Source organism: Mycobacterium sp. (assembly GCF_002863225.1).
Classification (GTDB): domain Bacteria; phylum Actinomycetota; class Actinomycetes; order Mycobacteriales; family Mycobacteriaceae; genus Mycobacterium.
Genome location: NZ_PKEK01000065.1, coordinates 1 through 24281, shown reverse-complemented (window position 1 = coordinate 24281; position 24281 = coordinate 1). Strand labels below are relative to the sequence as shown.

The window sequence follows — 24281 nt, the reverse complement described above, 5'->3', positions numbered from 1 at the left end:
TTCATCAAGAGTTCACCGAGAAGGAGAGTGTCGCCGCGTGGGTGACCAGCCCCCGTCAACGGAAACCCTGTCGCCGGAGGCGTTGACCGCCGCGGTCGACGCGGCCCGGCAGGCCTTCGCAGCCTCGGCTGATCTCGACGCGTTGGCGCGGGCCAAGACCGAGCACCTCGGCGATCGTTCCCCGGTGGCGCTGGCCCGGCAGGCACTGGCCACCGTGCCCAAGACCGAGCGCGCTGACGCCGGGAGACTGGTGAACACCTCGCGGGGCGAGGTCCAAACCAGCTACGACGAACGGCTTGCCACTCTGCGCGCCGAGCGTGACGCGGCGGTGTTGATCGCCGAGCGCATCGACGTGACGTTGCCCTCGACCCGGCAGCCGACCGGCGCACGCCATCCGATCACGATCCTGGCCGAGCACATCGCCGACACCTTCATCGCGATGGGATGGGAACTGGCCGAGGGGCCCGAGGTCGAGACCGAGCAGTTCAACTTCGACGCGCTCAATTTTCCCGCCGACCACCCGGCCCGCAGTGAGCAGGACACCTTCTACATCGCGCCGGAGGGCTCGCGGCAGTTGTTGCGCACCCACACCTCGCCGGTGCAGGTGCGGGCGCTGCTGGAGCGTGCGCTGCCGGTGTACGTGATCTCGATCGGCCGCACCTTCCGCACCGACGAACTCGATTCCACCCACACCCCAGTCTTCCATCAGGTCGAAGGCCTGGCGGTGGATCGCGGCCTGTCGATGGCGCACCTGCGCGGAACCCTGGATGCTTTCGCCCGTGCCGAGTTCGGCCCACAGGCCAGGACCCGAATCCGACCGCACTTCTTCCCGTTCACCGAGCCGTCGGCCGAGGTCGACGTGTGGTTCGAGAACAAGAAGGGCGGCGCCGGCTGGGTCGAATGGGGCGGCTGCGGGATGGTCAATCCAAATGTGTTGCGCGCGGTCGGGATTGACCCGAACGAGTATTCCGGATTCGCGTTCGGCATGGGCCTGGAACGGACTCTGCAGTTCCGCAACGGTATCCCTGACATGCGCGACATGGTCGAGGGTGACGTCCGTTTCTCGTTGCCGTTCGGGGTGGGGGCCTGATGCGGGTTCCCTACAGCTGGCTGCGGGAGGTCGTGCAGGCCGGCGCGCCCGGGTGGGACGTCGCGCCCGCCGACCTCGAGCAGGCATTCGTGCGCATCGGCCACGAGGTCGAAGACATCATCACCCTTGGCCCCGTCGACGGCCCACTGACCGTGGGGCGCGTGTCGGCGATCGAAGAGCTCACCGGATTCAAGAAACCGATCCGCGCCTGCAAGGTGGATGTCGGCGAGCAGCAACCGCGTGACATCGTCTGTGGCGCAACGAATTTTGCCGTCGGCGATCTTGTGGTGGTGGCTCTGCCTGGAACCACTCTGCCCGGTGGCTTCCACATCGCCACCCGCAAGACCTACGGCCACACATCCGACGGGATGATCTGCTCGGCCGCCGAACTGGGTTTGGGTGCCGACCATTCCGGCATCCTGGTGCTTCCGCCCGGGACCGCTCAGCCAGGCGCAAGCGGCGCCGAGGTTCTGGGTCTCGACGACGTCGTCTTCGATCTCGCGATCACCCCGGACCGCGGCTATTGCATGTCGGTACGAGGCCTGGCCCGTGAAATCGCCTGCGCGTACGACTTGGACTTCGTCGACCCGGCCGCGGTCACGCCGCTGCCCCAGGAGGCCGAGGCCTGGCCGCTGACAGTGCAGCCGGAGACCGGAGTGCGCCGTTTCGCCCTGCGCCCGGTCACCACGATCGACCCAACGGCGTTGTCGCCGTGGTGGTTACAACGCCGGCTGCTGCTCAGCGGTATCAGGGCGATCTCGCCGGCCGTCGACGCGACCAACTACGTGATGCTCGAACTCGGCCATCCGATGCACGCCCACGACCTCAACCGCATCTCCGGTGGCTTCGACGTGCGCTTCGCCAAACCCGGTGAAAAGGTCGAGACCCTCGATGACATCGAGCGGACCCTTGACCCGGTCGACGTGCTGATCGTCGACGATGTCGCAACCGCTGCGATCGCCGGCGTGATGGGATCGGGAAGCACCGAGATGCGCGACAACTCCACCGATGTGCTGCTGGAAGCAGCGGTGTGGGAGCCGGCCGCGGTCTCGCGCACCGCGCGGCGGCTGCATCTGCCCAGCGAGGCCGCCCGTCGATACGAGCGTGGGGTCGATCCGGCCATTTCCGTTGCGGCACTGGACCGTTGTGCTGCGTTGCTCGCCGAGATCACCGGCGGCAGCGTGTCGCCGACCCTGACCGACTGGCGCGGTGACCCGCCCCGCGACGACTGGTCGCTACCGCCGGTCGAGTTGGCCGCCGATCTCCCCGATCGGCTGGCCGGAGTGACCTACCGCCCGGGGACCACGGCGCGCCGGCTGACCCAGATCGGCGCCGAGGTGACCGAGGCGGGCGGCAGCCTGACCGTGACGCCGCCGAGTTGGCGTCCGGATCTGTTGCAGCCGGCCGACTTCGTCGAAGAGGTGCTGCGCCTCGAAGGCCTGGAGTTCATCCCGTCGGTGCTGCCGGCGGCACCCGCCGGTCGCGGGCTGTCCGCCAGGCAGCGTCGGCGCCGCGCGATCGGCAAGTCGCTCGCGTTGTCCGGCTACGTCGAGATCCTCCCGACGCCGTTCCTGCCGGCGGGTGTGTTCGACGCCTGGGGCCTGCCCGCCGACGACGGCCGGCGCCAGAGCACCCAGGTGCTCAACCCGCTGGAGGCCGATCGTCCGCACCTGGCCACCACGTTGCTACCCGGGCTGCTGGAGGCGTTGTCGCGCAATGTTTCTCGCGGCATCGTCGATGTCGCGCTGTATGCGGTGGCGCAGGTGGTGCAGCCGACCGCGCAGACCAAAGGGGTGTCGGTGATCCCGGTGGACCGCCGGCCCACCGATGACGAGATCGCCACCCTCGACGCATCGCTGCCGAGGCAACCGCAACACGTCGCCGTGGTGCTCACCGGGCTGCGGGAGGCGCGCGGTCCGTGGGGGAACGGCCGACGATCCGATGCGACCGATGCGTTCGAAGCGGTCCGGATCATTGCTCGCGCCAGTGGAATTGACGTCCAGCTGCGGGCCGCCCAGTATCTGCCTTGGCATCCCGGGCGCTGCGCGGAAGTACTGGTCGGCGACACCGTGGTCGGACACGCTGGACAACTGCACCCGGCGGTGATCGAGCGGTCCGGCCTGCCGAAGGGCACGTGCGCGGTCGAACTGGACCTCGACGCCATCCCGATTGTCGACGCGCTACCCGCGCCTCGGGTTTCTCCGTTCCCGGCGGTCTTCCAGGACCTCAGCCTCGTCGTGGGCGCCGACGTGCCCGCGCAGACGGTCGCCGATGCCGTTCGCGACGGCGCGGGGGAGTTGCTCGAGGAGGTGCGGTTGTTCGACGTCTTCACCGGCCCGCAGGTCGGCGAGGACCGCAAGTCGCTGACCTTCGCGCTGCGGTTCCGGGCCACCGACCGGACCCTCACCGAGGACGAGGCCAGTGCCGCTCGCGACGCGGCAATCGCACGCGCGACCGAGGTCGTCGGTGCCGTTCTGCGCAGCTGAAACGCCCGTCGAGAATGAGTTTGCACTGCTATGCATAGTCATGCAACGATGGGTGCCATGACCGAGTCGATACGGGTGGCCGTGGCCGGTGCCAGCGGCTACGCGGGCGGCGAGATCCTGCGGTTGCTGCTCGGCCACCCCGGTTACCAGGACGGACGTCTGACCATCGGCGCATTGACCGCCGCCGGCAGCGCCGGGACCGCGCTTGCCGATCATCATCCGCACCTGCTGCCGTTGGCGCAGCGCGTGCTGGAGCCGACCGAGGTCGACGTTCTGGAAGGCCACGACGTGGTGTTCCTGGGCCTGCCGCACGGTCATTCCGCGGCACTGGCCGAGCAGCTGGGCCCGCAGACGCTGATCGTCGACTGTGGCGCCGACTTCCGGTTGACCGACTCAGGCGCGTGGGAGCGCTTCTACGGTTCGCCGCACGCGGGCAGCTGGCCTTACGGACTACCCGAACTCCCGGGCAACCGGGACGCGCTGCGCGACGCCAGGCGGATCGCTGTTCCGGGCTGCTACCCCACGGCGGCGGTGCTGGCGCTGTTCCCGGCGATCGCCGCCGATCTCATCGAACCCGCCGTCACCGTCGTAGCGGTCAGCGGCACCTCGGGCGCCGGGCGCGCCGCCAAGGTCGATCTGCTCGGTGCGGAGGTCATCGGTTCGGCCCGGGCCTACAACGTCGGTGGCGCCCATCGGCACACCCCCGAGATCGTCCAGGGCCTCGGCCAGGTGACCGACCGCGACGTCACCGTCTCCTTCACCCCGGTACTGATACCGACCACGCGCGGCATCCTGGCCACCTGCACCGCCCGGACCACGGCGCCGTTGTCGCAGTTGCGGTCCGCCTACGAAAAGGCTTACCACGACGAGCCTTTCGTGCATCTGTTGCCCGAGGGCCAGTTGCCGCGCACCGGCTCTGTGGTCGGCAGCAACGCGGCCCAGATCGCGATCGCAGTGGACGAGGACGCGTCGACGTTCGTGGCGATCTCGGCGATCGACAACCTGGTCAAGGGGACCGGGGGCGCGGCCGTGCAGTCGATGAATCTGGCCCTGGGATGGCCTGAGGCCGAAGGTCTTTCGATGGTCGGAGTGGCACCGTGAGTGACCTTGCCGGCGACGAAGACGCCGGCGCAGCCGGGGTTGAGGAGTGGCAATGAGTGACCTTGCCGGCGACGAAGACGCCGGCGCAGCCGGGGTTGAGGAGTGGCAATGAGTGACCTTGCCGGCATCGTCAACGCCGCGCCGCTGGTTCGCACCCAGGGCGTCACCGCCCCGGCCGGCTTCCGCGCCACCGGGATCGCCGCGGGGATCAAAGTATCCGGCAAGCTCGACCTCGCACTGGTGTTCAACGAAGGGCCCGATCACGCAGCCGCCGGGGTGTTCACCCGCAACAAGGTCAAGGCCGCACCGGTGCTCTGGACCCAGCAGGTGCTGGCCGACGGGCAACTGCGCGCGGTCGTGTTGAATTCCGGTGGCGCCAACGCCTGCACCGGGCCGGGCGGTTTCCAGGACACCCATGCCACGGCCGAGAAGGTGGCTGCCGCATTGTCCGAGTGGGGCACCGAAACCGGAGCGATCGACGTCGCGGTGTGTTCCACCGGTCTGATCGGCGATCGGCTCCCGATGGACAAGCTCCTGGCGGGAGTGGTGAACCTGGTGCACGACATGGCCGGCGGGATCACCGGTGGCGAGGAGGCCGCTCGGGCCATCATGACCACCGACACCGTCCCCAAACAGGTTGCGCTGCATCACCCGAACAAGTGGACGGTCGGCGGCATGGCCAAGGGCGCCGGGATGCTGGCGCCGTCCCTGGCCACCATGCTGTGCGTGCTCACCACCGACGCCGTCGCCGACGCATCCGCGCTCAGACATGCACTGCAACGCGCCACCGCGCTGACGTTTGATCGGCTCGATGTCGACGGCAGCAGCTCGACCAACGACACCGTGCTGCTGCTGGCCTCTGGTGCGAGCGAAATCACACCCAGCCAAACCGAACTCGACGAAGCCGTACTCCGGATCTGCGACGACCTGTGCGCCCAGTTGCAGGCCGACGCCGAGGGCGTCACCAAGCGCTTGACGATCACCGTCACCGGCGCGCTGACCGAAGACGACGCCGTCAGCGCGGCCCGGGTGATCGCGCGCGACAGCCTGGTGAAGACCGCGCTGTTCGGCTCCGACCCGAACTGGGGCCGCGTGCTGGCCGCCGTCGGCATGGCACCGGTGCAACTCGACCCCGACCGGATCACGGTGTCGTTCAACGGATCGGCAGTCTGTATCGACGGTGTCGGGGCGCCGGGCGCCCGCGAGGTCGACCTGTCGGCCACCGACATCGACGTATCCGTCGATCTGGGAGTCGGTGACGCTCAGGCGTCGATCCGGACCACCGACCTGTCGCACGCGTACGTCGAAGAGAACTCGGCGTATTCGTCATGATCAGCACCGAGACCAAGGCGCAGGTACTCGCCGCGGCGCTGCCCTGGCTGACCCGGTTGCACGGCAAGATCGTGGTGGTCAAATACGGCGGCAACGCCATGACCAGCGACACGTTGCGGCGAGAGTTCGCCGCCGACATGGCTTTTCTGCGTAACTGCGGCATTCACCCTGTCGTGGTGCACGGCGGCGGTCCGCAGATCAGCGCCATGCTCGAACGCCTGGGCATCGCGGGTGATTTCAAAGGCGGTTTCCGCGTCACCACACCCGAGGTTCTCGACGTGGCCCGCATGGTGTTGTTCGGTCAGGTCGGCCGCGAACTGGTGAACCTGATCAACGCCAATGGGCCGTACGCGGTCGGTGTCACCGGCGAGGACGCGAATCTTTTCACCGCGGTTCGGCGCAGCGTCAGCGTCGACGGTGTCGACACCGACATCGGCCTGGTCGGCAACATCGCCGCGGTGAATCCCGCGGTGGTGCTGGATCTCATTGCCGCCAACCGGATCCCGGTGGTCTCGACACTGGCTCCTGACATCGACGGTGTGGTGCACAACATCAATGCCGACACCGCTGCGGGCGCGCTGGCCGGGGCGCTGGGCGCCGAGAAGCTGCTGATGCTCACCGACGTCGAGGGCCTCTACACCCGCTGGCCGGACAAGGACTCGCTGGCCGCCGAGATCGACACCGAGACTCTGGCTCAACTGTTGCCGACGTTGCAGACGGGCATGATTCCCAAGATCGAAGCGTGCCTGAACGCGGTGCAGGGTGGCGTGTCCAGCGCCCACGTCATCGACGGCCGCGTCGAACACTGCGTGCTGGTCGAATTGCTCACCGACGAAGGATCCGGAACGAAGGTGGTGAGCGCATGACCCGCACGGAGGGACTGCAGGACCGGTGGTCCGCGGTGATGATGAACAACTACGGCGTCCCACCGGTCGCCCTGGCCAGCGGTAGCGGCGCGGTGGTCACCGACGTCGACGGCGCGTCCTACCTGGACCTGCTGGGCGGCATCGCGGTCAACATACTGGGGCACGGCCACCCGGCCATCCTCGAAGCCGTCACCAGGCAGATGTCCACGCTGGGGCATACGTCCAACCTGTACGCCAACGAGCCCGGCATCGCCCTTGCCGAGGCGTTGGCCGGGTTGCTGGCAGCAGACACCGAGACCCGAGTCCTGTTCTGCAACTCCGGCACCGAGGCCAACGAAGCAGCGTTCAAACTGTCGCGCCTGACCGGCCGCACCAAACTGGTTGCGGCCCAGGATGGTTTCCACGGCCGGACGATGGGCGCTCTCGCCTTGACCGGTCAGCCGAGCAAGCAGGCGCCATTCGCCCCGCTGCCCGGTGACGTCACCCATGTGCCCTACGGCGACGCCGATGCGCTGGCGGCCGCGGTCGGCGACGACACAGCCGCGGTGTTCCTGGAGCCGATCATGGGGGAGAGCGGCATCGTCGTGCCACCGGACGGCTACCTGGCCGCGGCCCGCGACATCACCGCCCATCATGGCGCGTTGCTCGTTCTCGATGAGGTGCAGACCGGAATGGGACGCACCGGAACGTTTTTCGCCCACCAGCACGACGGCATCACCCCCGACGTCGTGACGATGGCCAAGGGACTCGGTGGCGGCCTGCCGATCGGCGCGTGCCTGGCCACCGGCCCGGCCGCCCAGTTGCTCACCCCGGGTTTGCACGGCAGCACCTTCGGCGGCAACCCGATCTGCGCCTCCGCCGCGCTGGCGGTGCTCCGGGTGCTGGCCGACGACGATCTGGTGCGTCGCGCCGGCGCGCTGGGAAAGACGTTGCGCCACAACATCGAATCCCTGCGGCATCCGACGATCGACCACGTCCGCGGCCGCGGCCTGCTGTGCGGCATCGTGCTCACCACGCCCACCGCGAAATACGTCGAGACCGCCGCGCGGGCCGCCGGGTTCCTGGTCAACGCGGCCGCGGCCGATGTCGTCCGGCTGGCGCCGCCGCTGACCATCACCGAGCCGCAGCTCGACACGTTCGTCACAGCGTTGCCGGGGATTCTCGACACCGCCAAGGAGGCACAGTGACTCGGCACTTCCTGCGCGACGACGACCTGACGCCCGCCGAGCAGGCCGAGGTGCTCCAGCTCGCCGCGGAACTGAAGCAGAACCCGTTCAGCCACCGGCCGCTGGAGGGCCCGCGAGGCGTCGCGGTGATCTTCGACAAGAACTCGACCCGCACCCGGTTCTCCTTCGAGGTGGGTATCGCTCAGCTCGGTGGGCACGCCGTCGTGGTCGACGGACGCAGCACCCAGCTCGGCCGCGAAGAAACGCTGCAGGACACCGCGCGGGTGTTGTCCCGCTACGTCGATGCGATCGTGTGGCGCACCTACGGCCAGGCCCGGCTGAGCGCGATGGCCGAGACCGCGACGGTTCCGATCGTCAACGCGCTGTCCGACCAGTTCCATCCGTGCCAGGTACTGGCCGACCTGCAGACCGTCGCCGAACGCAAAGGGTCCCTGCCGGGCTTGCGGATGACGTACTTCGGTGACGGGGCCAACAACATGGCGCATTCGCTGATGCTGGGCGGCGTCACCGCGGGAATGCACGTCACCGTCGCGGCCCCAGCCGGATTCGCGCCTGATCCGTTGTTCACCGCAGCAGCCCAACACCGCGCCGTGGACACCGGTGGGTCGGTCACCATCACTGCGGACCCGATTGCCGGTGCATCCGGAGCCGACGTGCTGGTGACGGACACCTGGACGTCGATGGGCCAGGAAGACGACGGCCTCGATCGAGTTCGGCCGTTTCGCCCGTTCCAGCTCAACGACGAGCTCCTGACCAAGGCCGAGCCTGAAGCCGTTGTGCTGCACTGCCTTCCGGCCCACCGCGGCCACGAGATCACCGATGACGTGATCGACGGCCCGCGCAGCGCGGTCTGGGACGAAGCCGAGAACCGGCTGCACGCCCAGAAGGCGCTGCTGGTGTGGCTGCTGGAACGGTCGACGTGACGCGCACCAGTTCGGAGATCACCCGCGTGGGCCGGCAGGCCCGCATCGTGGGGATCCTGTCGTCGGCCGAGGTCCGCAGCCAGAGCGAACTGGCCGCTCTACTCGCCGCCGAGGGCGTCGAAGTCACTCAGGCCACTCTGTCCCGTGACCTGGAGGACCTCGGCGCGGTGAAGTTGCGCGGCGCCGACGGCGGGGCCGGCGTCTACGTCGTGCCCGAAGACGGCAGTCCGCTGCGCGGCGTGTCCGGTGGCACAGCACGGCTGTCGAGGCTGCTGAGCGAGGTGCTGGTGTCCACCGACGCCACCGGCAATCTCGCCGTGCTGCGCACTCCGCCCGGCGCGGCGGACTACCTGGCCAGTGCCATCGACCGGGCAGCGCTGCCCTACGTGGTCGGGACCATCGCCGGGGATGACACCATCTTCGTGGCGGCCCGCGAGCCGATGACCGGCGCAGAGCTCGCAAGCGTGATCCAAAACCTGACGTAACCGCACGACCCAAAGGAGATCAATTCATGTCCGAGCGCGTCATTTTGGCGTATTCCGGCGGTTTGGACACCTCGGTGGCGATCAACTGGATCGGCAAGGAGACCGGCAAAGAGGTGGTCGCGGTCGCCATCGACCTGGGCCAGGGCGGTGAAGACATGGAGGTGGTCCGTCAGCGGGCGCTTGACTGCGGCGCCGTGGAAGCCGTCGTGGTCGACGCCCGTGACGAATTCGCCGACGGGTACTGCCTGCCGACCATTCTGTCCAACGCCCTCTACATGGATCGCTATCCGCTGGTTTCGGCGATCAGCCGACCACTCATCGCCAAGCATCTGGTCAAGGCGGCCCGCGATCACGGTGGCAGCATCGTCGCACACGGCTGCACCGGCAAAGGCAACGATCAGGTGCGCTTTGAAGTCGGATTCGCTTCATTGGCACCGGATCTGGAGGTGCTTGCACCGGTCCGCGATTACGCCTGGACCCGGGAGAAGGCCATTGCGTTCGCTGAGGAGAACGCCATCCCGATCAACGTCACCAAGCGCTCTCCTTTTTCCATCGACCAGAACGTCTGGGGTCGAGCGGTGGAAACCGGCTTCCTGGAACACCTGTGGAATGCCCCGACCAAAGACGTCTACGACTACACCGAGGACCCGACCGTCAACTGGAACACCCCGGACGAAGTCATCGTCGGATTCGAAAAGGGTGTGCCGGTCACCATCGACGGCAACTCGGTGACGGTGCTGCAGGCGATCGAGGAACTCAACCGCCGCGCGGGCGCGCAGGGGGTCGGGCGTCTCGACGTCGTCGAGGACCGGCTGGTGGGCATCAAGAGCCGTGAGATCTACGAGGCCCCTGGGGCGATGGTGCTCATCACCGCGCACGCCGAACTCGAGCACGTCACCCTGGAGCGCGAGCTGGGCCGGTTCAAGCGTCAGACCGACCAGCGCTGGGCCGAATTGGTCTACGACGGGCTGTGGTACTCGCCGCTGAAGACGGCGCTGGAGACCTTCGTCACCAAGACCCAGGAGCACGTCACCGGCGAAATCCGAATGGTGTTGCACGGTGGACACATTGCCGTCAACGGCCGACGCAGTTCGGAGTCGCTGTACGACTTCAACCTCGCCACCTACGACGAGGGCGACACCTTCGACCAGTCGATGGCCAAGGGCTTCGTCTACGTGCACGGGCTGTCGTCCAAGCTGGCCGCGCGCCGGGATCTGGCCGCCGACGAGTCGTGAGCACAAACGAGGGTTCGCTGTGGGGCGGGCGGTTCGCCGACGGGCCGTCCGATGCGCTGACCGCACTGAGCAGGTCGACCCATTTCGACTGGGTGCTGGCCCCGTACGACGTCATCGCCTCCAAGGCGCACGCCCAGGTGTTGTTCAACGCCGGCTTGTTGACCACGGATCAGCGTGACGGGTTGCTGGCCGGGCTGGACAGCCTGGCCGCGGACGTGGCCGACGGCAGCTTCGGGCCGCTGCCCATTGACGAGGATGTGCATGCCGCGCTGGAACGCGGGCTGATCGACCGGGTCGGTCCGGATCTCGGTGGTCGGCTGCGGGCCGGCCGCTCACGAAACGATCAGGTGGCCACGCTGTTTCGGATGTGGCTGCGCGATGCGCTGCGGCGCGTGGCCAACGGCGCACTGAGCCTCGTCGAGGCGTTGGCGGCCCAGGCCGCCGCGTACCCGGACGCCATCATGCCGGGCAAGACCCACATGCAGTCCGCTCAGCCGATCCTGCTGGCACACCACCTGCTGGCACACGCGCATCCGCTGCTGCGCGACGTCGACCGGATCATCGACCTCGATGCGCGTACGGCGTTGTCGCCCTATGGTTCTGGCGCGCTGGCCGGCTCGTCGCTGGGTTTGGATCCAGACGCGATCGCCGCGCAACTCGGGTTCACCGCAGCCGCCGACAACTCGATCGACGCCACGGCGTCCCGCGATTTCGCCGCCGAAGCGGCTTTCGTCTTTGCAATGATCAGCGTCGACCTCTCGCGGCTTGCCGAGGACGTCATTATCTGGAGTTCAACCGAATTCGGCTATGTCACGTTGCACGACTCGTGGTCGACCGGCAGTTCGATCATGCCGCAGAAGAAGAATCCCGACATCGCCGAGCTGGCGCGCGGCAAGTCGGGAAGGCTGATCGGCAACCTGGCCGGGCTGCTGGCGACACTGAAGGCGCAGCCGCTGGCTTACAACCGGGACCTGCAAGAGGACAAAGAGCCGGTGTTCGACTCGGTGGCGCAGTTGGAGTTGCTGCTGCCGGCGATGGCCGGCCTGGTCGCCAGCCTGACCTTCGACACCGAGCGGATGGCAGCGCTGGCCCCGGCTGGTTACACGCTGGCCACTGATATCGCTGAATGGCTTGTCCGACAAGGGGTTCCATTCCGAGATGCTCACGAGGCCGCGGGTGCGGCCGTGCAGGCCGCCGAGAAACTCGGCGTCGGGCTGGAAGGGCTGACTGACGAACAGTTGGCTGAGATCAGCGCCAGCCTGACGCCGCATGTTCGCGATGTGCTGACAATCGAAGGGTCGGTGTCGTCGCGTGACGCCCGTGGGGGAACGGCACCTTCACAGGTTGTCCGCCAACGTGATTCGGTGCTGGCGACCGCTGAGCAACTGCGGATCCGTCTGCGCCGCTAGGCGTCACTGCGCCCGGCGCGCGGGTACCGAGGGAACGTGCGGTATCTCGCCGGCCGGTAGGGGACCGCAATAGAAGTTGCCCTGCACGACGTCACAGCCGAATCGTCGCAGCCACCGGCCTGTTTCCTCGTTCTCGATGCCCTCGGCGACACTGGCGATGCCGAACTCCTCGGCAAGTTCGATGACCGAGCGGGCAATGGTCGCGGCACGCTGGTCATAGAGAATCGGCGCGATAAGTTGGCGGTCCAGCTTGACCTCGTCGATGGGCAGTTCACGTAGGTACGTCAAGGTGGAATAGCCACTGCCGAAGTCGTCGATCGAGACCCGGATGCCGGTGTCCCGCAGTCGATTGAGCACGGCCCGGCCCTTGACGAAATCGGCCACCATCAGCTCTTCGGTGATCTCCACCGTCAACAGACTGGGCGACATGCCGTGATCGTCCAGCACAGCCATGATGCGATCGGGCAAGGCGTCGTTGTCGAGCGAGCGGGCCCAGAGATTGACCGCGACCGGGATCCTGGTTCCGGCCGCATGCCATGCGGCCCCGTCTGCTACGGCCCGAGAAAGCACCAAGTCGGTGACGGCATCCATCAAACCGTGCTCACGGACCAGCGGGAGAAATTCGCGGGGGTCCAACACGCCCAGAGACGGGTGTTCCCAACGCAGTAACGCTTCGGCACCGCACACCGTCCCGTCCAACATCTCGAACTGCGGTTGATACACCAGGGTGAGCAGCCGGTCGTCGATGGCACGGCGCAGATCCCACAGCAGCTGTAGGCGCGCGACACCATCGCGGAACGTTTGGCGTCGACCGAGGTGTGCGTCCTTTTCAGGGGTGAACACTTGAACGTCTGTGGCGCTGGTCTGCTCGGCGCGCGAGCGAGCCGCTTCGGCCTGATTGAGCAGATCCGCCGCAGTGATCATCACTTCGTCGTCAGCGTGTGCCGTCGCCACGCCGATACTCAGATGGACGTAGACCCGGTTGACGCCGATCTCCAGCGCGGTGTCGAAGGCCAGCGCGATTCGCTTGGCCACTTGCGTGGCCACGTCGGGACGGTCTTCGACCAAGATGACGAACTCGTCCCCACCAAGGCGGGCGACGGTATCGCCGATCCGCACGCTGGACTGGATCCGTTCGCCGACGCCTTTCAACAGCGCGTCGCTGGCCGCGTAACCCAGGGTGTCGTTGACGATGTTGAAGTCGTCGACCCTGATGCTCAGCACACTCAGCGGTACCTGCAGGCGGTGATGCAGCCGCGCCGCATGCTCCAGGCGCTCGTCGAGCAACCGGCGGTTTGCCAGACCGGTCACGGTGTCGCGCAGCGCGGCATCGGCCATTGCCTCGAGCAGATGCCGCTTTCGCTCGAGAGTCATGAGGTGGCGCACCAACGCTGCGGCGACGAGTACCAGGCCGGTGGAGAAGAGGAACGCGTCGACGCGATCCTCCGGCCAGAAATGAAATGCGCCGACCACCAACGCGATGACAAATGGCACGTAGGGCACCCAGATCGACAGCCTCGACGTCGAAGCAGTGTGGCGCACGTCTAGATCCGGTCCCGGCCGAGAAGCGAGCGCCGACAGCGTGATCAGGTAGGCGCCGCAGATCCACGCGAAGGTGACGACACCGCCCGGCGTGCGACCGCCGACGATCTCGGCCAAGCGCAACAATCCGGCACCACCGATGGTTGCGAATCCCGCGGACATCAGCGCCGGAGAGTGTCGGCGGTCCGGTTCGGCTACCCGCACAACCAGTAGGGCTATGACGGCCAGACCTAAATAGAACGCTGTGACGACGGCGAAGAGCATGCGCGGAATGCTCACGGTGGCCGAGGTGCCCAGCACCAGGCTGCCCAGTGCCAGCAGCACCGAAGCGGCCACGATCGTCCCGTCCAGCAGCAGGCTGAGGCCGAACCGCGTGTCATCGCGACTGGGAACCAAAACCGTTGCGCTCAAAGCACATACCGGCAACACCAGATAACCCAGCTCAGCGACCGAGGCGTTCGAGATCGGTGCGACACCGCCGAGGGCGACGAAACACCACGCGGCACTGCCGGCAGTCCAGCCGATCAGCCCCGCCGAGACACCACTCCAGGCAAGACGCTGGCCGCCGTGCGACGCCTTTGCTGCGCCGCCCGCACACGCTGCCGCGATACCACCCTGGAGCAGTACCCCGACGGGAGCGAGGAGGTCGAGACCGGTGGGCCCGGTCAACCGTGTGCCACCCAACAGCATCGCGGAGAAAATCACCACACACGCCGTCGCCGAAACGACAAGCGTGATTCGGCGTGCCGTCATTGCGGACATCTCTCAACCTGTCAGAGGTGGCTACCAAATTCCCGGTAAGCGACGTTCGCTTGCCAGCATCCTAAAAGACAATGACCCTGGCGGGTGCAATATCGGGATGCTATTGGAGCCGCAGACGCTGTAACTCAGCGTCGAATAGTCGAAATTATTGTGGTGGTCAATTTCCAATTGTCATTCGAGAGCTTCGGATAGTTCGATCCACTTGTTTTCCAGCTCGGCAACGACGCCTTCCAAATCGCGCAACTCAGTCGTGAGTCGGCCGACTCCGAGGTGGTCGGCCTGGTCGTGATCCGCCAGCTCACGATGCTTGGCGTCGATTTGCTCGGCGAGACGCGCCAGCCTGCGGTCGACGGCGGCGATCTCCTTCTGCGCCGCGCGCAATTGCGCACCGGAGACCTCGGGCGGACGCGTCGGTCTGACCGCCGACGCCGCGACGTTGCGGGCGTGCGCCTCGTCGGCCAATTGCAAATACTCGTCGACGCCACCGGGAAGGTGGCGCAGCCGGCCATCCAGAATTGCGTACTGCTGATCGGTCACCCGCTCGAGGAGGTAGCGATCGTGCGAGACCACGATCAGCGTGCCGGGCCAGGAGTCGAGCAGGTCCTCGGTAGCGGCCAGCATGTCGGTGTCGACGTCGTTGGTCGGTTCATCGAGCAGAAGCACATTGGGCTCGGCCAGCAGCGTGAGCATCAGTTGCAGGCGGCGACGCTGCCCACCGGACAACTCGTTGACCCGCGCCGACAGCTGGCCACCGGCGAACCCGAGACGCTCCAGAAGTTGAGCGGGTGTGACGTCGCGACCGTCGACCTCGTAGCCACTGCGGAGCCGGCCGAGTACATCGGCGACCCTGTCCTGGGCCAGCGGCACCAGCTCGTCACCGCGCTGATCGAGGATGCCCAGCTGAACAGTCTTGCCGCGCTTGACTTTTCCGCTATCCGGCGCCACGGCACCGGTGATCAGTCCCAGCAGTGTCGACTTGCCGGCGCCATTTGCGCCGACGATGCCGGTGCGTTCACCCGGCCCGATTCGCCATTCGACGTCCCGCAGCACAGGTCGGTCGTCGAACGAGACCGACACATCGAGCAGGTCGATGACATCCTTGCCGAGCCGCGCCGTCGCGAGTTTGGCCAGCTCGACCGGGTTCCGCAGCGGGGGTACGTCGGCGATCAGTTGATTGGCCGCCTCGATCCGGAACCTGGGTTTCGAGGTCCGGGCCGGGGGACCGCGGCGCAGCCAGGCCAGCTCTTTGCGCATCAGGTTCTGCCGCTTGGACTCCGTCACAGAAGCCTGCCGATCCCGCTCTACGCGCTGCAGGATGTAGGCCGCGTAGCCGCCTTCGAACGGCTCCACGAGTCCGTCGTGCACTTCCCAGGTGGCCGTCGCCACCTCGTCGAGGAACCACCGGTCGTGCGTCACCAGGAGCAGTCCGCCGGTGTTGCGGGCCCAGCGTCCGCGCAGATGCCCGGCCAGCCAAGTGATGCCTTCGATGTCCAGATGGTTGGTCGGCTCGTCCAGGGCGATGACGTCCCAGTCGCCGATCAGCAACTCCGCCAACTGGACCCGTCGGCGCTGCCCGCCGCTGAGCGTGCCGATCACCGCGTCCCAGGCGATGTCGGAGACCAGACCGCTGACCACGTCGCGGATCCGCGGATCGCCGGCCCACTCGTGATCGGGCCGGTCGCCGACCATCGCCCAGCCCACCGTCGCGTCCGAATCGAGGGTGTCCGCCTGGCTCAGCGCTCCGACGCGCACGCCGCTGCGCCGGGTGACCCGTCCCGACTGCGGGAGCACCTGGCCGGTGAGCAGACCCAGCAAACTGGACTTGCCGTCGCCGTTGCGTCCAACTATTCCGATGCGGTCGCCGTCGCCGACCCCGACGGTCGTCGATTCGAAGACGACCCGGGCCGGATATTCGAGGTGTATCCCCTCCGCGCCGAGCAGGTGTGCCACTGGGCCGACCCTAGACGTTTGCCGCGTGACGATCCGCCATGAGGCGTGCGACTAGGCTGGCCGAACGGGAGCGGCACCGCGATCAAAGCCACGGGCGCACCCCCTGCGATGTGCCATGATGAGCGCGCTGTCAGGCCCACGCGCAGCACAGCATGGTCTTCGTTTCGAGGGAGCGGCGGGATGGATCTGAGGTTCTCGGCGGTCACCCGACCGGTTGAACGCCTGGTGGCAACGGCACAGAACGGCCTGGAGGTGCTGCGACTCGGCGGTCTGGAAACCGGCAACTCTCCCTCGCCGTCGCAGACCGTCGAGAGCACGCCGATGTACAAGCTGCGGCGGTACTACCCGCCGGACAGCCGGCCCGGGCACCCGCAGGCGGGCGAGCCGGTTTTGCTGGTGCACCCGATGATGATGTCGGCAAACATGTGGGACGTCACCCGGCACGAGGGCGCGGTCGGAATTCTGCATGCCGCCGGGCTGGATCCCTGGGTGATCGATTTCGGCTCACCCGACGAGGTCGAGGGCGGCATGCGCCGCACTTTGGCCGACCACATCGTCGCGCTGAGCGAGGCACTCGACGCCGTCAACGATGTCACCGGGCGTGACACACACCTGATCGGTTACTCGCAGGGCGGCATGTTCTGCTACCAGGCGGCGGCCTATCGACGCTCCAAGAGCATCGCCAGCATCGTCACGTTCGGTTCACCGGTCGACACGCTGGCCGCGCTGCCGATGGGGCTGCCGCCGAACATCGCGCCCGGGGTGGCCAACTTCATGGCCGACCACGTCTTCAACCGACTGGACATTCCGGGTTGGTTGGCGCGCACCGGTTTCCAGATGCTCGACCCGCTCAAGACCGCCAAAGCGCGGATCGACTTCGTGCGCCAGCTCCACGACCGCGAGGCGTTGCTGCCGCGGGAGGCCCAGCGCAGATTCCTGGAGTCCGAAGGCTGGATCGCCTGGTCGGGCCCGGCGATCTCCGAACTGCTCAAGCAGTTCGTCGCGCACAATCGGATGATGACCGGCGGATTCGCCATCAACAGCCAGCTGGTGACGCTGACCGATATCACCTGCCCGATCCTGGCTTTCGTCGGCGAAGTCGACGACATCGGACAGCCGGCCGCGGTGCGGGGCATCCGGCGCGCCGCGCCCAACGCCGAGGTCTACGAATACCTGATCCGGACAGGCCATTTCGGCCTGGTCGTCGGATCCAGAGCGGCGCAGGAGAGTTGGCCGACCGTTGCCGACTGGGTGCTCTGGATCTCCGGGGACGGCAAGAAACCCACCGACATCTTCCCGATGGCCGACCAGCCGGACGAGCCCACCGATCGCGGTGTCGCGCTGAGTTCACGGGTTCTGCACGGGTTGGGTGAGGCCTCCGAGGTCGCGATGACCTTCGCGCGTGGAGCAGCCGATGCCCTTGTCGCCGCAAACAAGTCGGTGCGCACTCTGGCTGTCGAGACAGCCCGTACCCTGCCTCGTCTGGCGCGGCTGGGTCAGATCAACGATCACACCCGGATCTCGTTGGGCCGCATCATCGGCGAGCAGGCGCACGAGGCTCCCAACGGTGAATTCCTGCTCTTCGACGGTCGCGTGCACACCTATGAGGCGGTGAACCGGCGCATCGACAACGTGGTGCGGGGGCTGATAGCGGTCGGGGTGCGCCAAGGCGAACACGTCGGGGTGCTGATGGAGACGCGCCCGAGCGCACTGGTCGCCATCGCCGCGCTGTCTCGGTTGGGCGCCGTCGCGGTGCTGCTGCATCCCGACACCGACCTGGCCGCGGAAGTCAGGCTCGGGGGAGTGTCGGAGATCATCACCGACCCCGCCAACCTCGACAAGGCCCGCCAGCTGCCGGAGCAGATCTTGGTTCTCGGTGGCGGTGAATCCCGGGACCTGCACCTGTCCGACGATGCCAACGTCATCGACATGGAGCAGATCGACCCCGACGCCGTCGAACTGCCGGCCTGGTACCGACCGAACCCGGGGTATGCGCGCGATCTCGCATTCATCGGATTCAGCACTGCCAGTGGACAACTCGTTGCCAAGCAGATCACCAATTACCGGTGGGCGCTGTCGGCCTTCGGCACGGCCTCGGCGGCCGCGTTGGGACGCACCGACACGGTGTACTGCCTGACACCGCTACACCACGAATCCGGACTGCTGGTCAGCCTGGGCGGTGCGGTGGTGGGTGGCACGCGGATCGCGTTGTCGCGCGGGCTGAAACCGGAGCGTTTCGTGGCCGAGCTACACCAGTACGGCGTGACCGTGGTCTCGTACACATGGGCCATGCTGCGCGATGTCATCGACGATCCGAGCTTCACCCTCGGTGGCAATCATCCGGTGCGGGTCTTCATCGGCTCCGGCATGCCGACCGGTTTGTGGCAGCGCGTGGTCGACGTGTTCGCCCCCGCGCACGTCGTGGAATTCTTCGCCACAACTGACGGCCACGCGGTGCTGGCCAATGTGTCCGGCGTCAAGATCGGCAGCAAGGGCCGGCCGTTGCCTGGCGCCGGCCGCGTCGAATTGGGTGCGTACGACGCCGAACACGACCTGATCCTTGAGGTCGACACCGGCCTGGTTCGCGTCCCGGACACCAACGAGGTCGGAGTGCTGCTGGCCGAACCACGCGGACCGATCGACCCGACCGCCTCGGTGAAACGCGGCGTCTTCGCCCCCGCCGACACCTGGATCTCCACCGAGTACCTGTTCCGCCGCGACAGCGACGGCGACTTCTGGTTGCTGGGCAGGCGAGGTTCCACGGTGCCCACCGCGCGCGGTGTGGTGTACACCGACCCGATCACCGACGCGCTCGGTCTGATTCCGGCAGTCGACCTCGCGGTGACGTACGGCGTACCGATGGACGGAAACCAGGTCGCGGTGACCGCGGTGTCGACCCGGCCCGGGGCGACGATCACGGCGGCCGATCTCACCGAGGCCATCGCCGCCATGCCGTTCGGGCTCGGTCCCGACATCGTCCACGTGGTCCCCGAGTTGAAGCTGAGTGCGACATACCGTCCGACGGTGAGCGCTTTGCGCGCCGCCGGGATTCCCAAGGCGGGACGACACGCCTGGGTGTTCGACGCCGAGGAGAACAAGTTCCGGCGGTTGACGGGACCGGTGCGCGCTGAATTGTCCGGTGCGCAATGACGTTCGGAGCCAATGTGATTGACGAGAAACTACTGAGCATCCTGGTCTGCCCGTCGGATCGAGGACCGCTGCTGCTGGTCGATCAGGTGCTCTACAACCCTCGGCTGCGACGGGCCTACCGGATCGAGGACGGCATCCCGGTCCTGCTGGTCGACGAGGCGGTCGACGTGGGTGACGACGAGCACGCCCGTCTCATCTCGCAGGCCAGCCCGGCAGATCCCCAGTGAGATAGCGCTGCAGGTTCGGCGCGACGGTGTCGGCGACCTGCTGTGCCGGCAGTGACGCGAACGGCTCCAGGCCCAGGATGTAGCGGGCCATCACGACACCCACCAATTGCGAGGCGACGAACTGAATCCGGACGATCCCACTACCGGGCGGGCTGTCGACGCGAGGGCCGATCTCGCCGCCGATCACATCCTGGATGAAAGTGCGGAAGAGGTTGACCTCCGAGCCCGCCACGATCGAACGCAACATGGCAATGAACCCGGCACCGATCTCAGAGTCCCAGAGCGGCAACAGTATTGCCGGAAGCCGGTAGCCGAGTTGCTCGACGGGCACCTCGCGTAGTGGTCCGATCACGTCCATCGGGTCAATCGGGATGTGAACGGCAGCCGCGAAGAGTTTCTCCTTGGTCCCGAAGTAATGATGCACCAAGGCGGAGTCCACACCTGCCGCCGCGGCCACCGCGCGGATCGAGGTGTTGTTGATACCGTTGCGGGCGAACAACTCTCGAGCACTGTCCAAAATGCGGCCTCGAGTGTTCGAGTTGCCCGCAGGCCGGCCGGGCCTCTTGCGTGCGCCCTCGGCCTCGGCCTCGGCCTCGGTCACGGCGTCTGCCGGCGCAGGGTTGCGGCGGCCAGGCACAACGCCGCGACCGCGAACCCCAGCACGATCGCAATGTCACGCACGGCGACACCGGTCAATTCGCTGTGAGCGCCGACTTGTTGCAGCGCCTCGAGCGCATAACTGGCCGGCAGCACATTGCTCACCCATTCCAGCCAGGTCGGCATCAGGCTGCGCGGCGCGATGATGCCGGCCAGCAGCAGCTGCGGCACCATCACCAGCGGGATGAACTGCACAGCCTGGAATTCCGTTCGCGCGAAGGCGCTGCACAGCAGCCCGAGGCCCACGCCGAGGACCGCGTTGACGATCGCGATCACGAAGACCCACAGCGGGCTGCCGGCGGTGTCGAAGCCGAGCAACCAGAACGAGACCACGCACGCCAGGGTGGCCTGCACGGCCGCGGCGAGCGAGAACGCGGTGCCGTAGGCGATAAGCAGATCGAGGCGGCGCAACGGGGTGGTCAGGATGCGCTCCAACGTTCCCGAAGCCCGTTCGCGTTGCATGGTGATCGAGGTGATGATGAACATCAAGAACAGCGGAAAGAGGCCCAACAGAATCAAACACGCGTTGTTGAACGGCGTCGGTGCACCCGGCCGGTGCGGGACGTTCTCGAACATGAAATACATCAGCGTGATCACCAGCACCGGCACGAGCAGGATCATCGCGATGCTGCGAGGGTCTGCCGCCAGTTGGCGAAGAATGCGAAAAGTTGTGGCGCCAAACGGTTTCAGTTGCCCGGCCAGTCCTAGCCGGCTTTCCGCTTGATGATGGACAGGAACGCGTCCTCCAGCGACCTGCATCCGGTGTCCTCTCGTAGTCGGGTCGGGATGGTGTGCGCGACGAGATGACCGTCGCGCATCAGCAACAAATCGCCACAGTGGTCGGCCTCGTCCATCACGTGGCTCGACACCAACAGCGTGGTGCCGCCGCGGGCCAGGTCGGTGAACTGGTCCCACAGATCTGCGCGCAGCAAGGGGTCCAGTCCCACGGTCGGCTCGTCGAGAACGAGCAGTTCCGGCTGGCAGACCAAGGCACAGGCCAGCGAGACCCGGGTGCGCTGACCGCCGGACAGGTTGCCGCAGTAGGCGGTGGCATGGTCGGCAAGACCAACCCGCTCGACCGCGCCTTCCGCGGCCTGCCGGCCGAACCCGTAGAGCGCCGCGAAATACCGCACATTGTCGATGACGCGCAGGTCGTCGTAGATCGTCGGATTCTGCGGCACATAGCCGATCCGCTGTCGCAACGACGGTGAACCGGCGGGCAGACCGAGCACCCGCACGGTGCCCAACGTGAGCTGTTGGGTCCCCACGATGCTGCGAATCAAGGTGGTCTTCCCACACCCGGATGGCCCGAGCAGGCCCGTGATGGTGCCGCGGCCCACCCGCACCGAGAAATCGAGCAGTGCCGGGCGTTTGCCGCGGACTACCCGCAGGTGATCGATGTCGATGGCCATTTCTTGCCGATTCGGCGATAATTCATCACGCGATGAAGTCATCATGCGATGAATATCCGCCCCTGCCGCGACGCTGTCAAGGGCCGCGGGCAGAATCTCTGCGGTGGGACCGGACCAGTTGGCGGTCGACCCGGTCGACGCGGCGCATCGACTACTCGGCGCCACCCTGATCGGTCGCGGCGTGAGCGCCACGATCGTCGAGGTCGAGGCGTACGGCGGGACACCCCGAGGTCCGTGGCCGGACGCCGCGGCGCACTCCTATCGCGGTCGCACCGCGCGCAGCACCGTGATGTTCGGACCGCCTGGCCGGCTGTACGCCTACCTCAGCCACGGCATCCACACCTGCGCGAACGTGGTCTGCGCCGCCGACGGGGTAGCGGCGGCCGTTTTGCTCCGGGCGGCGGCGATCGACACCGGGTTCGAGGTCGCCCAGTTACGCCGCGGTGCATCGATCCAGCCACGAGCATTGGCGCGTGGCCCGGGCAATCTTTGCGCAGCGGCGGGAATCACCATGGCCGACAACGGACTTGATCTGTTCGATGCCGACAGTCCGATCCGGATCGAGCTCAACGGCCCGGTCGAGGCGACCGCGGGGCCCCGCGTCGGCGTCAGCCATGCCGCAGACCGGCCGTGGCGGCTGTGGCTGGCCGAACGCCCGCAAGTCTCCGCATATCGACGCAGTCCACGAGCACCTGCGCCCGGTGCCAGCGACTGACTCGGGTGCGCCCGCGGGGAAGGTGCCGTGCACATGCGCGAAGATCTATGACCGTGGGCGCTGAAATCATCGAAGAGCTGAGCTGGCGTGGACTGATCGCACAGTCCACTGACCTCGACGCGCTGACCGCGGCGGCCGCCAAGGGTCCGATCACGCTGTATGCCGGTTTCGACCCCACCGCACCCAGCCTTCATGCGGGGCACCTGGTTCCGCTGCTGGCGCTACGGCGTTTCCAGCAGGCCGGACACCGGCCGATTGTGCTGGCCGGCGGCGCGACCGGTCTGATCGGCGACCCGCGGGAGACCGGCGAACGCGTGCTCAACACTGCAGAGACGGTCCAGGAGTGGACCGGTCGAATCGGCGGGCAGCTCGAGCGCTTCGTCGACTTCGACCGCTCGCCGACCGGCGCCATCGTGGAGAACAATCTCGAGTGGACCGGCGCCATGTCCGCGATCGAGTTGCTGCGGGACGTCGGCAAGCACTTCTCGGTCAACGTCATGCTGGACCGCGACACCGTCAAGCGGCGGCTCGAGGGCGAGGGTATCTCGTACACGGAGTTCAGCTATATGTTGTTGCAGGCCAACGACTTTGTCGAACTCTATCGTCGGCATCAGTGCGTGCTGCAGATCGGTGGATCCGATCAGTGGGGCAACATCATCGCCGGCGTCCGGCTGGTGCGTCAGAAGCTGGCCGCCTCAGCCCATGCGCTGACGGTCCCGCTGGTGACCGCCGCGGACGGGACCAAGTTCGGCAAGTCCACCGGCGGTGGGAACTTGTGGCTCGACCCCCAGATGACCAGTCCTTATGCCTGGTACCAGTACTTCGTCAACACCGCCGACGCCGACGTCGTCAGGTACTTGCGCTGGTTCACCTTCCTGCCGGCCGATGAACTCGCGGAGTTGGAGTCGGTCACCGCGGAACGCCCCCAGCAACGAGCGGCACAACGACGGCTGGCACGCGAGCTCACGACGCTCGTCCACGGCGAGCAGGCAACCGAGGCCGTGGAGCTGGCGAGCGGCGCTTTGTTCGGCCGCGGTGAACTCACCGGCCTCGACGAAGCAACCCTGCAGGCGGCACTTCGAGAAACCTCGATAGCCGAGCTGGCGCCGGGTGTACCGACCGGGATCGTCGATCTGCTGGTCGCAAGCGGCCTGGCCGACAGCAAGGGGGCCGCACGGCGGACGATCGCCGAGGGCGGGGCTTACGTGAACAACGCCAAGATCGAATCCGAGGACTGGGCGCCGCAGCCGGCCGACTTCCTGCACGGACGCTGGCTCGTGCTGCGCCGCGGCAAGCGGAACATCGCCGGGGCCCAGCGCCTGGACTGATCTTGAGGCGGCGTGAAACACGCCTTCTAGCAGCCTGTTTGACTCCAAGTTTCCTGTCACGTAACTTAATCGAGTCGCTGCGACCCGGTCAGTCCGGAGAGCGCGGCGGCATCCCAGAGGGAAGAACCGCTTCGGTGGTTTTCCTTCGACGTCCGCAAGCGAGTGAGCGGCTTTCAGCCGCGGGTCTTGTGCGCGGCCGGTGGGGGTGTTGTTTGAGAACTCAATAGTGTGTTTGGTGGTTTTGTTTTTGTTGTTGTTTTTTGTCATGCCTCCTGTTTTTCCCGTTTGTGGGGGTGTGGCTTTTTTTTGATGCCAGTTTTTGGTGTCTTGCTTTGGTCAGATTTTCTCTGATTTGGATTCTGTCTCGCTGTTGCGAGTGGTTTTTGTTTGGAGAGTTTGATCCTGGCTCAGGACGAACGCTGGC

General features: G+C 66.8%; 20 protein-coding genes. 14 read left to right on the top strand and 6 right to left on the bottom strand.

The features are described 5' to 3' along the window. Positions 1-37: 37 nt before the first annotated feature. From pheS to argH, 10 genes are all read left to right on the top strand, one after another. Positions 38-1090 carry a phenylalanine--tRNA ligase subunit alpha gene (gene pheS, locus CYU59_RS20360; RefSeq protein WP_293002050.1) on the top strand — a complete coding sequence of 351 codons (1053 nt, stop codon included), beginning with the start codon at positions 38-40 and terminating at the stop codon, positions 1088-1090. Continuing rightward, positions 1090-3576, top strand: coding sequence for a phenylalanine--tRNA ligase subunit beta (gene pheT / locus CYU59_RS20355; RefSeq protein ID WP_293002048.1), 2487 nt, complete (start codon positions 1090-1092; stop codon positions 3574-3576). Before pheS ends, pheT begins: the two co-directional genes overlap by 1 nt. Positions 3577-3633: 57 nt before the next feature. Next, entirely contained in the window at positions 3634-4677 is a 1044-nt protein-coding gene (argC, locus tag CYU59_RS20350; protein WP_293002046.1) for an N-acetyl-gamma-glutamyl-phosphate reductase, read from the top strand. Between the two features lie 108 nt (positions 4678-4785). Then, positions 4786-6009, top strand: coding sequence for a bifunctional glutamate N-acetyltransferase/amino-acid acetyltransferase ArgJ (argJ, locus tag CYU59_RS20345; protein ID WP_293002043.1), 1224 nt, complete (start codon positions 4786-4788; stop codon positions 6007-6009). Beyond that, positions 6006-6875, top strand: coding sequence for an acetylglutamate kinase (argB, locus tag CYU59_RS20340; RefSeq protein ID WP_293002041.1), 870 nt, complete (start codon positions 6006-6008; stop codon positions 6873-6875). Before argJ ends, argB begins: the two co-directional genes overlap by 4 nt. After that, entirely contained in the window at positions 6872-8062 is a 1191-nt protein-coding gene (locus CYU59_RS20335) for an acetylornithine transaminase (protein WP_293002039.1), read from the top strand. The genes argB and CYU59_RS20335 overlap by 4 nt, the downstream gene beginning before the upstream one ends. Continuing rightward, positions 8059-8985 carry an ornithine carbamoyltransferase gene (argF, locus tag CYU59_RS20330; protein WP_293002037.1) on the top strand — a complete coding sequence of 309 codons (927 nt, stop codon included), beginning with the start codon at positions 8059-8061 and terminating at the stop codon, positions 8983-8985. The genes CYU59_RS20335 and argF overlap by 4 nt, the downstream gene beginning before the upstream one ends. Next, positions 8913-9470 (top strand): arginine repressor, encoded by a 558-nt coding sequence (locus CYU59_RS20325; protein WP_293002154.1) that lies wholly within the window; start codon positions 8913-8915, stop codon positions 9468-9470. The genes argF and CYU59_RS20325 overlap by 73 nt, the downstream gene beginning before the upstream one ends. Before the next feature lie 26 nt (positions 9471-9496). Further along, the gene (locus tag CYU59_RS20320) at positions 9497-10705 is read left to right on the top strand and encodes an argininosuccinate synthase (protein ID WP_293002035.1); all 1209 of its coding nucleotides are present in this window, start codon (positions 9497-9499) and stop codon (positions 10703-10705) included. After that, complete coding sequence (argH, locus tag CYU59_RS20315; RefSeq protein ID WP_293002033.1) at positions 10702-12114, top strand: argininosuccinate lyase; 1413 nt, start codon at positions 10702-10704, stop codon at positions 12112-12114. The genes CYU59_RS20320 and argH overlap by 4 nt, the downstream gene beginning before the upstream one ends. Positions 12115-12117: 3 nt before the next feature. On the opposite strand, the gene CYU59_RS20310 is transcribed toward argH, so the two are convergent. After that, positions 12118-14418, bottom strand: coding sequence for a GGDEF domain-containing phosphodiesterase (locus CYU59_RS20310; protein ID WP_293002031.1), 2301 nt, complete (start codon positions 14416-14418; stop codon positions 12118-12120). 171 nt (positions 14419-14589) lie between these two features. Further along, positions 14590-16368, bottom strand: a complete 1779-nt coding sequence (locus tag CYU59_RS20305; protein WP_293002029.1) for an ABC-F family ATP-binding cassette domain-containing protein — start codon at positions 16366-16368, stop codon at positions 14590-14592. A gap of 180 nt (positions 16369-16548) precedes the next feature. Here CYU59_RS20305 and CYU59_RS20300 point away from each other — a divergent pair, with 180 nt between their 5' ends. Continuing rightward, positions 16549-19518 carry an acyl-CoA synthetase gene (locus CYU59_RS20300; protein ID WP_293002027.1) on the top strand — a complete coding sequence of 990 codons (2970 nt, stop codon included), beginning with the start codon at positions 16549-16551 and terminating at the stop codon, positions 19516-19518. Between the two features lie 14 nt (positions 19519-19532). Next, the gene (locus CYU59_RS20295) at positions 19533-19745 is read left to right on the top strand and encodes a Trm112 family protein (RefSeq protein ID WP_293002025.1); all 213 of its coding nucleotides are present in this window, start codon (positions 19533-19535) and stop codon (positions 19743-19745) included. Here CYU59_RS20295 and CYU59_RS20290 read toward each other — a convergent pair. The 3 genes from CYU59_RS20290 to CYU59_RS20280 are packed head-to-tail and all read right to left on the bottom strand — an operon-like array spanning position 19711 to position 21859. After that, entirely contained in the window at positions 19711-20346 is a 636-nt protein-coding gene (locus tag CYU59_RS20290; RefSeq protein WP_293002023.1) for a TetR family transcriptional regulator, read from the bottom strand. The genes CYU59_RS20295 and CYU59_RS20290 overlap by 35 nt on opposite strands. Beyond that, on the bottom strand, positions 20343-21092 hold the full coding sequence (locus CYU59_RS20285) for an ABC transporter permease (protein WP_293002153.1): 750 nt from the start codon (positions 21090-21092) through the stop codon (positions 20343-20345). Before CYU59_RS20285 ends, CYU59_RS20290 begins: the two co-directional genes overlap by 4 nt. Before the next feature lie 14 nt (positions 21093-21106). After that, on the bottom strand, positions 21107-21859 hold the full coding sequence (locus CYU59_RS20280) for an ABC transporter ATP-binding protein (RefSeq protein WP_293002021.1): 753 nt from the start codon (positions 21857-21859) through the stop codon (positions 21107-21109). Between the two features lie 58 nt (positions 21860-21917). On the opposite strand from CYU59_RS20280, the gene CYU59_RS20275 reads away from it, so the two are divergent. After that, positions 21918-22529, top strand: coding sequence for a DNA-3-methyladenine glycosylase (locus CYU59_RS20275; RefSeq protein WP_293002018.1), 612 nt, complete (start codon positions 21918-21920; stop codon positions 22527-22529). Between the two features lie 53 nt (positions 22530-22582). Then, on the top strand, positions 22583-23857 hold the full coding sequence (gene tyrS, locus CYU59_RS20270; protein ID WP_293002016.1) for a tyrosine--tRNA ligase: 1275 nt from the start codon (positions 22583-22585) through the stop codon (positions 23855-23857). Between the two features lie 220 nt (positions 23858-24077). Here the strand turns inward: tyrS and CYU59_RS20265 are convergent. Beyond that, on the bottom strand, positions 24078-24281 hold a 204-nt coding region (locus CYU59_RS20265), incomplete at its 5' end, for a hypothetical protein (protein ID WP_293002014.1).

Coding starts and splice junctions, on each gene's coding strand:
- CYU59_RS20310 (WP_293002031.1), bottom strand. CDS start 14,418: ATGTCCGCAATGACGGCACGCCGAATCACGCTTGTCGTTTCGGCGACG.
- argC (WP_293002046.1), top strand. CDS start 3,634: ATGACCGAGTCGATACGGGTGGCCGTGGCCGGTGCCAGCGGCTACGCG.
- argJ (WP_293002043.1), top strand. CDS start 4,786: ATGAGTGACCTTGCCGGCATCGTCAACGCCGCGCCGCTGGTTCGCACC.
- CYU59_RS20280 (WP_293002021.1), bottom strand. CDS start 21,859: ATGATGACTTCATCGCGTGATGAATTATCGCCGAATCGGCAAGAAATG.
- CYU59_RS20320 (WP_293002035.1), top strand. CDS start 9,497: ATGTCCGAGCGCGTCATTTTGGCGTATTCCGGCGGTTTGGACACCTCG.
- pheT (WP_293002048.1), top strand. CDS start 1,090: ATGCGGGTTCCCTACAGCTGGCTGCGGGAGGTCGTGCAGGCCGGCGCG.
- CYU59_RS20335 (WP_293002039.1), top strand. CDS start 6,872: ATGACCCGCACGGAGGGACTGCAGGACCGGTGGTCCGCGGTGATGATG.
- CYU59_RS20300 (WP_293002027.1), top strand. CDS start 16,549: ATGGATCTGAGGTTCTCGGCGGTCACCCGACCGGTTGAACGCCTGGTG.
- argB (WP_293002041.1), top strand. CDS start 6,006: ATGATCAGCACCGAGACCAAGGCGCAGGTACTCGCCGCGGCGCTGCCC.